The organism is Frankia sp. AgPm24 (assembly GCF_023243055.1).
Classification (GTDB): Bacteria; Actinomycetota; Actinomycetes; order Frankiales; family Frankiaceae; genus Frankia; species Frankia umida.
In genome coordinates, this window is the sequence record NZ_JALKFW010000149.1 from 1 (window position 1) to 11,264 (window position 11,264).

Consider the following 11,264-nt stretch of genomic DNA (forward strand, 5'->3'; position numbering starts at 1 on the left):
GGGGGGGGGGCCCCCCCCGGGGGGGGCCGCCGGGGGGGGGCGCGGGGGGGCGCCGCCCCCCCCCCCGGCCGGCCCCCCGGGGGCCCCCCCCCCGGGGGGGGCGCGGGCCCCACCGCCCGCAGCAGCGGGCTGAAGCAGGGGGTGGAGACCAGGGCGATACCGCCGGGGCGCAGCACCCGCAGTGTCTCGCGCAGCACCTCGCCGGGGCCGGCCTCGAAGTGCTCGCAGACCCCGGGTGAGTAGACGGCGTCGTAGGTGGCGTCCGGCACCTCGAGCGCGCGCACGTCGCCCTGCCACACCTGGATCTGCGGTGCCGCCGCCCGTAGCCGTGCCACGGTGCGGGGGGCCCAGTCGACGGCGTCGGCGGTGAAGCCGCGGGCGGCCATGGCGACGCTGAACTCCCCCGGCCCGCAGCCGGCCTCCAGTACCCGTCCGCCGGGCGGCAGGTAACGCCGCACGGCCCGGCGCAGATGCAGGGGCAGGTGCCCGCCGCGGGCCCGCCGGTAGTCGACGGGCTGGGCGTCCCACAGGTCGTCCCAGAAGGCGGCGTCGGCGTTCTGGCGGTAGAACGCCAGCCGTCCACGGTGGCGCCCAGGCTGGACGACCAGGGTGACGTGCGCGGGCACGGTGGAGGTCACGAGCTGGCCCTTCTGGTGGCGGGCGCCGGTTCGGGCGTCGGCAACGGCGGGGTGGGAAGATCGGGAACCGGCAGGTGGCCGGCGACGAGGTGGGCGCGCAGGGCCCGCCGGGCCAGCAGGGTCATCGCGCCGTAGGCGATCATGCTGCCGATCGCCGCGCCGGTCGCACCGAGCCACGGCACGAGTACCGGGTAGGTCGCCACCGACAGCAGCAGGCCGGCCAGGCCCACGGCGCCGGCCGCGCGGGTGCGACCGAGCCCGGTGAGCATCCGGCATTCGATCAGGAACGGCGCCAGCAGCAGCTCCGCGACCAGCAGCAGCCGCATCGGCGTCACGGCCGCGCCGTAGCCGGCGCCGAACAGGTGCGCCAGCAGCCACGGCGCGGCGAGCGCCAGCGCGCCGGCCGCGACGCACAGCGCGCCGCACACCGTCAGGGTCACCCGGCGCAGGGTCGCGGCGGTCAACGTGCCCCGGGCGCTGCGATGGAAGATCACCTGGCCGACGGAGCCGGGTAGCAGGCGCAGCGCCTCGCAGGACGCGGAGGCGACCGAGTACACCGCCGCCGCGCTCGCTCCACCGAAGGCCGCGACGAGCAGCCGGTCGAACCGGAACGCGACGGTGGCGCCGATGTTGAGCCCGAGCGCGGGCAGTCCCTTGCTCACGAGCAGTCGCCAGGCCGTCCGGTCGCGCCGCGGACGGACCGGCAGGCCACGGCGGGCGAGTTCGACCACGCACACGACGATCTGGACGCCCCAGCAGGCGGCGAGGACGACCACGATGTGCCGCAGGCCGGGATGGCGCGGGCCGAGCAGCAGCACGGCGAACTGGGCCACGCTCGTCCCGGCGACGAACGCGGCGGACAGGCTGATCTCACCGGCGGCGTTGAGCGCGTCCAGCAGCTGCGCGGCCAGCAGGTTCGCCGCGGCCAGCAGGGCGACGGCGACAAGCAGCCAGCCGTCCACCCGGGCGCCGCCGCTGAGTCTGAGCAGCAGCAGCGAGAACAGGGTCACCAGCCCGGCGGCCAGCGGTGTGACGGCCAGGGACAGTCCCAGGTAGTGGCCGAGACCGACCCGGGGATCAGCTCGGCCGAAGTAGTGGCGGAACGCGACGTTGGTGCCGAGTCCGCCGACGAGCGCGCCGAACGCGCAGACCGTCACCAGCACGACGAGCGCCCCGCGTTCGGCCAGCGGCAGCATCCGCGCGGTGACCACGGCCTGCCCGAGGCTCGCGACGGCGGCCAGCCCCAACCATCCGGTGACGACCAGTCCCACCCGACCGATCCCCCCGGCCCCAGCACCTCGCGGCCGCGCTGGTGGGGCGATGACGTCCGCGTCCGCGACGGCGATCTCGATGCCTGGGCATGGATCCGGCGGCATCAGCGGACGGGTGGCCGCGCGCGGCGAAGACCCGGCATCCGCGGGCAGACGCTGCGCGGGCAGGCGTGGCCCGGGCAGCGCTGGTGCCGCTGGGACGGAAACCGGGCGGAGCAACGGTAGCCGGAGGGACGCGGGCCGGACCGGGGCCGGACGGGCCGAGGCCGGACGGGCGAACGGGCGGCGGGAGCGGGCGAGGGCGCGGCGGGCGGCGGCGGACTCGGCGGCGTGGATCAGGCCGAGCACGACCAGGCCCAGGAGCACCTGGAAGGGCACGGCCGCGAACGCGTTACGGACCTCGATCACCAGCGGGACCAGCAGCACCAGGCAGGCCGCCTCGGTCCCCCGCCGGGACCGACCATGGTCCATCCAGGCCACCACGAGCCCCGTGCCGAACAGGAACACGATGACCCCGGGCAGGCCGAAGTTGTAGTAGGCCTCGGCGATCGGTGACCCCCCGATCGGGCCCTCCCGATCCATGATGAGGACGTTGAACAGGCGCTCGTCGTCGAACTGGGAGGGCTGCGGCCGACCGAGTACCCGGCCGGACAGCAGCCGTTGGACCTGCCCGTAGAACGTCGAGCCGGGTGCCGGACGCTCACCCATCCCGTCCCGCCAGTCCAGTACGGCGCCGATCGGACGGATCGACGCGCCGAGTTCGGCGACCCCGTCCACCGGGCTGAACGTGATGGCCTCCAGCCGGACGGCGGCGAGTCCCGACTGGCGGATCTCCCGCAGTCCGCCGATGAAGGCGAGCAGGAGCACCGCCCCGAGCAGGACGATCACGCCGCGTACGACCACCCGCCGGCGGGCCGCGACCGCCGCCGCCGACACCGCGGGGAACATCACCTCCGAGCGCAGCCCCAGCGGCAGTGCGATCACCGCGAACAGCACGAACACCACGACGGTGGCGCGCCGCCACCGGTTCGGCCCGTCGATGACCGCCAGCACCAGACCCAGGCACAGGCCGAACAGCACGTAGGGCACCAGCGGTGAGCGCAGCGCCGTCTGCCCGACATCCTCGTAGGAGCCGAACAGCAGACCGAGCCCACCGGCTCCCAGCACGATCGCGACCAGCCCCACCGCCGAGCCCGCGACCAGCACGAACCCGGCCGGCGCCCGCAGGCTCGGCCGCGCCACCCCACCCGCCGCCACCCCATCCGCCGCCACCCCATCCGTCACGGCGGTGGCGGCGGTCGCCGCGGGCATGAGGGTCGCCGCGGGCACGGTGCCTGTGCGGGCGGCGGGACGACGGGTCGCGTCCGCGCGGGTCGCGGGGCGCAGGGTCCGCCAGAAGGTCACGGCGGCGACGCCGAGGGTGGCGGCGAGCACCCCGATGGTGGCGATCGTGAACAGCCGGCTCATCGGGTAGACCGCCAGCCAGCGGAAGTCGTACTGGGCGCGGAGTCGGTCGAACGAGGTGCCGGTGGCGTACAGCATCGCCACCCCGAAGTGGAACACCGACAGGGTGATCAGGTACACCGACGAGCAGGCCCACACTCCCCGCGGCTGGGCCCGCACGCACAGCAGCACCCCGCCGGCGACCACCAGGACGCACACCCTGGCCGCCGCGCGTTCGGGCAGCGTGACCAGCGAGGCCGACCAGGCCACGACGACGAACAGCGCCAGCCCACAGCCGACGAACGCCAGCACCGCGGCCCGCTGTGCCGCCGCCCTCGATCGCGGCGGCCGCCGGGAGCCGGCAGCTCGCGGCCGCCGGACACCGGCGGGTCGCACCGGACGCCGGGCAGCGGCGGGCCGGGGCGCACGCCGGACGGCGACGGGCCGCGGCGGGCGCCGGATGCTGGCAGGCCGGGGCGGCCGGGGGGCACGCGGCACCCCGGCTCGGATCTGGGCAGGCATCGACTAGGACCACACGGCTGTGATGTCACGCTGCCAGGAGTCCATGGTGAACGGGGAGCGGCGGACCAGCCGCATCGCCTCACGGCGCTGCTCCAGCGTCGGGGGGATGGCGGTGAGCATCTCGGCGGTGTCCGCCCACAGCACATCGGAAGCACTCAGGGGCAGTGTGGTCACACCGGGTAGCAGTCGGGCGATCTCGGTGACGCCCGGCAGGTCCGCGGACAGCACCGGCGTCCCCACCGCCAGTGCCTCGAGCACGACCGTCGGCATCCCCTCGTGCAGCGAGGTGACCAGCAGCAGCGACGAACCGGCCAGCAGGCGAGGTATCTCGCGTATCTCACCGGTGAACTCGACCTCGGCCGCGACCCCGAGCCGCTCGGCGAGCACGGTGAGTTCCGCGGTCTCCACGGGATCCTGACGCCCGACGATGCGCAGCCGCGCCGGCACCGAGCGGCCGCGCAGCGCGGCGAACACCTCGACCGCGCGGACCCGGTTCTTCAACGGGTCCGGACGGGCGATGTGCACCACGGTGACGGTGTCGGACTCCTCGATCTCGGGCTCGCCGGCCCGCCGACGGGCCGCGATCGCCACCCCGGACGGTTCCAGCTCCACGCCGTTGTAGATGATCCGGCAGCGCTCGTCCAGGCGCCATGTCTCGCGCCACAGGCCACGCATCGCCGCCTCGCTCACGGCGACGATGTCGGTGGCGCACCAGTCGAGCAGCCACCGGCAGACGGCCCGCTGCACCTGTCCGCGCAGGCTCGTCCCGTGCCGGTCGGCGCTGCTGACGAAGTACGCCACCCGGCGGCGCGCACCCCCGAGTCGGGCCAGCACCAGCACCACCCCGGAGAAGGTCGCCACGGCCGAGTGGACGACGTCCGGGCGCACCTGGCGCATCAGCCGCAGGAACCGCAGGGGGAACAGCCAGTCGACCCGGCAGTAGTGCACCTCGCTGCCCAGCTCGCGGATCTCGTCGTCGAGGGAACCGGCGGCGCCCGAGGTGACGGCGAACTCGAGGCGGAACTCGTCCGGGTCGAGCCGGCGCAGCAGGTTCAGCGCCCGCAGCTCCACCCCGGCCCGGTCCATCCGGCCGAGCACCTCCAGCACACGCACCGGCCCTCGCGGCTGGGGCTCCGACTCCGGCTCCGATCCCGACTCCGGTTCGGCGTCCTCCCGCGGATCGGCCGGGAGCACCGTCTCGGAGGTCATCGGTCCTTCTCCGTAGCCCTCGTCCGAGCCGCCGGGACGGCCCCGGATGCGCGGTTCGCACGTGCCGGTGCCGCTGCTCCGACGGTGGACCCGGCGGGGGCGGTCGTCGGGGGGCGGGTCCTGGCGTTCGGCCGGGGAGTGGGACGGGGGGTGGGACGGGGGGTGGGACGGGGGCGCTCCGGGGCGTCCCAGGCGACGATCGCGCGGTAGAAGTCGCTGGCCCGCTCGCCCACCCGTTCGCCGTGGTACTCCTCGGCGGCCGCCCGGTTGCGGGCGGACATCTCCGCCAGCGTGTCGGGGCTCGCGAGCACCTCGGAGATGCGGATCGCCAGCCGCAGCGGGTCCTCCGCTGGGACGAGGTCCTGCCGGGCGAGCAGCTCCACCGTCCCGCCGACGGCGGTGCCGAGGACCGGCACGCCGCGGGCCAGGGCCTCGATGACCACGCGGGGCAACCCTTCGGTTCGGGACGGCAGGACGAACAGGTCCGCGTCGTCGAGCAGGGCGCGCACGCCGGCGCGGTCCAGGCTCGGGACGAACTCGACGATGCGGTCGAGGCCCTCGCGTCGCGCGGTGTCTACCAACTGGTCGTGGTGACGGCCGGCGCCGACGATGACGACGCGCAGCGAATGCCGCCAGGCGTCGAGCAGACCGACGGCCTCGAGCAGGATGTCGTGGCCCTTGTAGCGGCGCTCCTGGGAACCGATGGTCACCAGGGTCGCCGGTGCGGGTGGCCGGGGCGCCCGCGGCCGAGCGGTGGGGGTGAAGTCGTCGGGTCCCAGCCGGCCGTAGGCGTAGTGCGCCTGCGGCACGTCGGGTGCCGCCGGGTAGCGGGCCTGCAACACCTCCCGGGTGACGTAGCCGACGGCCCGGGCCGCGCCGGCCCGTCGGGCCAGCCAGCGGCGGGCCGGGCGACGCGCCCAGCGACCGAACATCCCCCCGGCGACCTCCTCCGCATCGCCGATGATCTCCATGGCGTAGGGCAGTTTCCGGCGCCGCAGCACGGCGATCAGTGTCGCGCCCACCAGCCCCGGCATCACCGCCAGATAGCGGGTGTCGACAACGTGCGGTGACCGCCCACCGGATGACGCCCCTCCCACCCGGGCCGGACGCTCGGACCTGGCCGGACGCTCGGACCTGGCGGCCTGGTCCGAACCGACCGCGCGCTGGCGGCGGGTGGGGGCGAGCAGGCCGCCCGGGCGCAGGCCGATCGACACCGCGCGACGCAGCCGGCGGCGGGTCCACAGATAGCCGAACAGACCCTGGTAGGGCGGCAGTTCCAGCACCTGTACGTGCTCGCCCGCGACCGGGAAGCCCGTCGCCGCCGCCGCGTCGGACCGCGCGGGGCTGACCCGGCCCAACACGATCACCTCGTCGAAGACACCGAGGTAGGAGGCCCAGTGGCGGTATGCCTCGCTCGGGGTGCCGGCTGTCACGACGCCGCGGGAGTCCCGGTGGAACCGTGCCTCCGTCGCGACCACAACCCGCATGGCGTTCACCCTTCGCTGGTTTTCCCCTCCAGGACGTGCACAACCTACCGCCATCGTTTGACTACATAGAGACACAGCACTCACGGAGAGTCCGGACGTGGCGGCGCGACCTCCCCCGCCTCCACCGCCTCCACCGCATCCGCGACGACGTGGCGGCTTCCCCGCCTCACACACGAACGGGCGGGTGGGGCCTGTAGCACCCACCCGCCCGGTTCGCGTTCTCGCGGTGGCGGTCCGCCGGACGTCCGACATCCGGCACCAACTGGCCGACGTCCGACGTTCCGCTACCGAGAGTTACTTCGATCGGCCCCTCAGAACGTGCTGGGGTCGATGTTGTTGCACTTGGCCGTGTCACCCACGGTCGAGCACAGCTGCGTCGCGTACGGCGCGGACAGCTGCTCGGAGATGTGCCCGTCCAGCGGTGCGGACAGCGGCGACGCCCCGGTGTCGGAGGCGTTGATCGACGCGACCCCGATCCGGATCACGGCCCCGACCGGGAGCACTCCGCCGACCTGGATCACGACCTCGATCGCCCGCACCTCCAGGCCGGAGGCCGTCTGCACCTGACGGTTGAGCACCACGTACCCGACACCGGGCAGGACCACCGCCGTGTTGGGTGCGATGTTGGCCCCGAGAGGGATTCCGGCGACCGTCAGATTGGCGAACTGCGTCCCGGTGGAACTGAGCGCGGGCGGTGAACCCGGACTCTTGATCGCGTTCGCCTGGGAGGTGATCGCACTCGCGGTGATCAGACCGCCGAGCAGGTTCACTCCCGCCACACTGAGCCTGGACGTGCCACCGGTGGGATTACCGAGCACCGCCGTCCCCGTGGCCGTGATCACCCCGGTGGTGACGATGCCCGGCAGGTTGATCCCGACCAGGTTCGAGGTGGAGGTACCCCCGTTGCAGGGCACGCTCTGCGCGACCAGCGGCCCGACCGACAGCGGTCCCGCCGCGATCAGGTTCGAGTAGGCCACCCCGGTCATGAACACCGGAGGCTTGTTCAGGAACCGCGACTGGGTGAGACCGATGATCACGTCCAGTCCGGCGTTCACACCGGCCAGGATGCGGATGTGCGCCCCGATGGTGCGGATGCCGTTGACCGCCACCGTCTGCTCGTTGAGCGTGATCGAGCCGAGCAGCGGGATCCCGATCGTCGTGTTGGGCCCGATGCTGCCCAGCGGGATCGGAATCCCGAGGACCGTCAGCGCCCCCAGGCTCACCGCGCCGGCCGTGGCCACGCCCGACCCGGTGTTGACCGCGGTCGCGGTGACCCCGAGGCCGGTCAGGCCGACCAGCCCACCGAGCAGGTTGACGCTCGCCACCGTGCTACGGGTGACGGCGACCTGGTTGTTGTTGGGCCCACTCTCCGCCGTGGTGGCGGACTGGAACGTGGGTGCGGCGCTGATGACACCGGGGATGTTGACGAGCCCCCCGTTGGTCGCCACAAGTCCTGGCTGGATGGTGCAGGAGATGCCGGTCGGGAACAGCGGCCCTGCCGTCACCACACCGCTGACCGAGGCCGACGCCCCATAGGCGTACTGCTCATAGGCCAGCGGAGCGGGGACGGCCGAGGCCGTGCCCACTCCCACGCCCACCAGGGTGGCCGCGAGGACGCCACCGGACACGACGCCGGCGGTCAGCCGACGCAGTCCCACCCGGGGGCCCGCACGGAACGAGCTTCGCATCAAATCCCTCCTTCCTGTGAGTTCGAGAACACTTTCAGCGATGACCCTAGGGAAGGAAGGTGCAATGCTGTGACTACTTGCAAGTAGATGGTTTCGTAGAGTGAGTTCCGGGCGTGTCGCCGTACGGCCGGATCAGAGCGACTCCACGGTGAGACCCACGTCTTCGCGCGGTCGCGCCTGAGCCGGCACCCACGCCCCCCCGACACCCGAATCGCCCGTCTCGCCCCCCACCGCGACACCGAGCTCGCGATCGGGGCCGAGCTCCAGTTCGTGCTCAGAACCGGGACCGGGGCCGGGGCCGGGACCGGGGCCGACGCCGGAGCCGAGGTCGAGGCCGAGGTCGAGGTCGCTGTCGAGGTCGTCGAACGGCAGACTCCGCGACCCGTCGGAGGCGTCCCCGGACGGGCCGCGGCGGCGCAGGTCGTGCGGGCCGGGCAGCCAGCGGCGGGTGTCCAGGACGAGCCGCGCGTGCCGCTCCACCAGGTCACGATCGAACGCGTCATGATCGACGAGGACGACCACCAGATCCGCCGCGGCGAGTTCGGTCGCGTTCGCCTCGACGAGGCGCACCCGGGCCGGCAACCGCGCCGGGTCGACATGCGGATCCGCGGCCCGCAGCTGCGCGCCGAGCTCGGCGAGCAGCCCCGCGATCCGGATGGACGGCGACTCCCGCGCGTCCCCGGTGTTCTTCTTGTAGGCGAGACCGAGCAGCAGCACCCGGCTGCCGGCCACCGGCTGGTGGCGGGCGTTGAGCATCTCGGTGACCCGGCGCACCACATGGTCGGGCATGTGGTCGTTGACGTCGTTGGCCAGCTCCACGAACCGGAAGCTGCGCCCCAGGCTGTGCCGCACCCGCCAGGACAGGTAGGACGGGTCGATCGGCAGGCAGTGCCCGCCGACCCCCGGCCCCGGGGTGAACCGCAGGTAGCCGAACGGCTTGGTCGACGCCGCGTCGATCGCCTCCCACACGTCCACGCCGAGTTCGTGCGCGAACATCGCCAGCTCGTTGACGAGCGCGATGTTGACGTGCCGGAAGGTGTTCTCCAGCAGCTTCGTGAGCTCGGCGGTCCGGGTCGAGGCCACCGGCACGGTCCGCTCGACCAGACTGTCGTAGAACGCGGTCACCGCCGACCGGCACCCCGGGCTCATCCCGGAGACGACCTTGGGCGTGTTCACCAGGTTCCAGGTCGGGTTGCCCGGGTCGATCCGCTCCGGGGAGTACCCGAGGTGGAAGTCCGCCCCCGGCCGCAGCCCGGACCCCTCCGCCAGCAGCGGCGCGAGCAGTTCCTCGGTCGTGCCCGGGTAGGTCGTCGACTCGAGGATCACCGTCGCCCCCCGCCGGACCAGCGGCGCCAGCCCCTGCGCGGCCTCGACGATGTACGACAGGTCGGGCGCGCCCTCCCGCAACGGCGTCGGCACGGTGATCACGGCGACATCGAACCCGTCGGCCCGCGCGTAGTCCGCCGTCGGCAGGTAGTTCCCACTGGCCAGGGCCGCCTCGAGCTGCCCGTCGGAGATGTCCTCCACATACGACCGCCCCGCCGCCAGCCGCGCCGCCCGACCCGCGTCGTTGTCCACCCCCACGACCCGCCAGCCCGCCTCGACGGCCCGCATAGCCACCGGCAGCCCGACGTATCCCTGCCCGATCACCACTAGCTTGTTCGATGCCATCCACAGAGTGTTGCTTATCAATCACATACAGCGACGTAGCCGCTTCGCCGTGTCCCCCGCCGCGTCGCGCCCCGTCCACACCCGGGTCGTGGTTACGGCGGGTACTACGGCGTCCCGATGGGGGCGTTCGCCGAGTTCGAACGGGCGTTGATCCTCAAACGCCAGCGTGAGGGCATCACCGCCGCCAAAGTCCGCGGCGTCTATACCGGCCGCCGACCCGCCCTCACCCCGCAGCAAGCCGGTGACCTGCGCGCGCGGGCCGCCGCGGGGGAGCGCAAGGCCGATCTGGCTCGCCAGTTCGGGATCAGTCGGGAAACGGTCTACGCCCACCCCAGAGATCATCCGCGCCGCCCGCGATATGCTCCCCAACCCCGACGCCAGCGTCACCTCGATCGCGAAACTCCTCGGCGTCAGCCCCGGCACCCTCTACAACCACATCCCCGACCTACGCGAACTCCGCGCCGCCGGCCGCACCCGCCACGAACTCGCCGCCGAGCCACAGGCCAGCTAGATCATCGCCGTTTGCACCTGGTGACACATTCCTTACCGGCACCCCTTACCGGCACCCCAACCGGCGGGCTTCAGGAGGCCGGCCGAGTCGTTCGAGGAGCGGATTGCGTGCGCCGGCCCCGCGGCAGGGAGAGGTCCTCGGGCCGACACCCACACCCCAACATGATCACTTTCGGTCGTGGGTGGGCGGAGAGCGGCCGGCGCGACGTCGGACCCGCCCACGTCAGTCCCCGGCGGGCAACCCGGCCAGCACCTGCATGGTCTGCTGGGTGGTGGGATGTTCCTGGCCCAGGACCCGTGTGCGCCGGGCCGCGGTGTCCACCAGCAGTGTCCGTGCCTGCTCGACCTGGCCCGCGGTGGCCAGGTCGACGGCGAGGTTGTGCGCCGAGTCCAACGTGTCCGGATGATCCGCGCCGAGGGTCCGGCGGCGGCCGTCCACCACCGTCTCCCCCAGCGCACACGCCGCGGACAGCTCCCCCACCTCCGCCAAGCGCATCGCCAGGTTGTGCGCGGAGGTCAGGGTGTCGGGGTGGTCGTCGCCGAGGATCCGCCGCTGGCGGGTGAGGGTGTCCTCGTCCAGCGCCCGCGCCCCCACATGGTCACCCAGGTCGGCCAGCCGGAGGGCGAGGTTGGACGCGGAGCCCAGGGTGTCGGGGTGGTCGTCGCCGAGGATCCGCCGCCGGCGGACCAGGGTGTCCTCGGCCAGCACCCGCGCCCCCACAAGGTCACCCAGGTCGGCCAGCCGGACGGCGAGGTTGGACGCGGAGCCCAGGGTGTCGGGGTGGTCGTCGCCGAGGATCCGCCGCCGGCGGACCAGGGTGTCCT

The 11,264-nt window shown here is 73.4% G+C and carries 6 protein-coding genes and 3 pseudogenes; 2 read left to right on the forward strand and 7 right to left on the reverse strand.

Translation table 11 applies throughout. The features are described 5' to 3' along the window. From MXD61_RS07120 to MXD61_RS07145, 6 genes and pseudogenes are all read right to left on the reverse strand, one after another. Window positions 1-638: bifunctional 2-polyprenyl-6-hydroxyphenol methylase/3-demethylubiquinol 3-O-methyltransferase UbiG (locus MXD61_RS07120; protein WP_248812041.1), on the reverse strand; the 638-nt coding region annotated here is incomplete at its 3' end. Continuing rightward, window positions 635-3,664, reverse strand: a complete 3,030-nt coding sequence (wzy, locus tag MXD61_RS07125; RefSeq protein WP_248812042.1) for an O-antigen polysaccharide polymerase Wzy — start codon at window positions 3,662-3,664, stop codon at window positions 635-637. The genes wzy and MXD61_RS07120, both read right to left, overlap by 4 nt. A 213-nt stretch (window positions 3,665-3,877) precedes the next feature. Beyond that, on the reverse strand, window positions 3,878-5,083 hold the full coding sequence (locus tag MXD61_RS07130; protein ID WP_248812043.1) for a glycosyltransferase: 1,206 nt from the start codon (window positions 5,081-5,083) through the stop codon (window positions 3,878-3,880). Continuing rightward, a complete protein-coding gene (locus MXD61_RS07135; protein WP_248812044.1) occupies window positions 5,080-6,570 on the reverse strand; it encodes a glycosyltransferase family 4 protein in 1,491 nt (496 codons plus the stop codon). Before MXD61_RS07135 ends, MXD61_RS07130 begins: the two co-directional genes overlap by 4 nt. Before the next feature lie 311 nt (window positions 6,571-6,881). Then, window positions 6,882-8,258, reverse strand: a complete 1,377-nt coding sequence (locus MXD61_RS07140) for a choice-of-anchor P family protein (RefSeq protein WP_248812045.1) — start codon at window positions 8,256-8,258, stop codon at window positions 6,882-6,884. 399 nt (window positions 8,259-8,657) lie between these two features. Continuing rightward, window positions 8,658-9,929 (reverse strand): annotated as a pseudogene (locus MXD61_RS07145) (nucleotide sugar dehydrogenase); the annotation flags it as partial. 117 nt (window positions 9,930-10,046) lie between these two features. On the opposite strand from MXD61_RS07145, the pseudogene MXD61_RS07150 reads away from it, so the two are divergent. Both MXD61_RS07150 and MXD61_RS07155 read left to right on the forward strand, forming a co-directional pair. Then, window positions 10,047-10,265 (forward strand): annotated as a pseudogene (locus MXD61_RS07150) (recombinase family protein); the annotation flags it as partial. Further along, a pseudogene (locus MXD61_RS07155) lies at window positions 10,255-10,440 on the forward strand (recombinase family protein); the annotation flags it as partial. The pseudogenes MXD61_RS07150 and MXD61_RS07155, both read left to right, overlap by 11 nt. Window positions 10,441-10,662: 222 nt before the next feature. Here MXD61_RS07155 and MXD61_RS07160 read toward each other — a convergent pair. Further along, a partial coding sequence (locus MXD61_RS07160) for a tetratricopeptide repeat protein (protein ID WP_248812048.1) occupies window positions 10,663-11,264 on the reverse strand: 602 nt, incomplete at its 5' end.

Bases quoted from the DNA above. Each gene is read 5' to 3' on its own strand.
- MXD61_RS07130 (WP_248812043.1), bottom strand. From the start codon at position 5,083: ATGACCTCCGAGACGGTGCTCCCGGCCGATCCGCGGGAGGACGCCGAA.
- MXD61_RS07135 (WP_248812044.1), bottom strand. From the start codon at position 6,570: ATGCGGGTTGTGGTCGCGACGGAGGCACGGTTCCACCGGGACTCCCGC.
- MXD61_RS07140 (WP_248812045.1), bottom strand. From the start codon at position 8,258: ATGCGAAGCTCGTTCCGTGCGGGCCCCCGGGTGGGACTGCGTCGGCTG.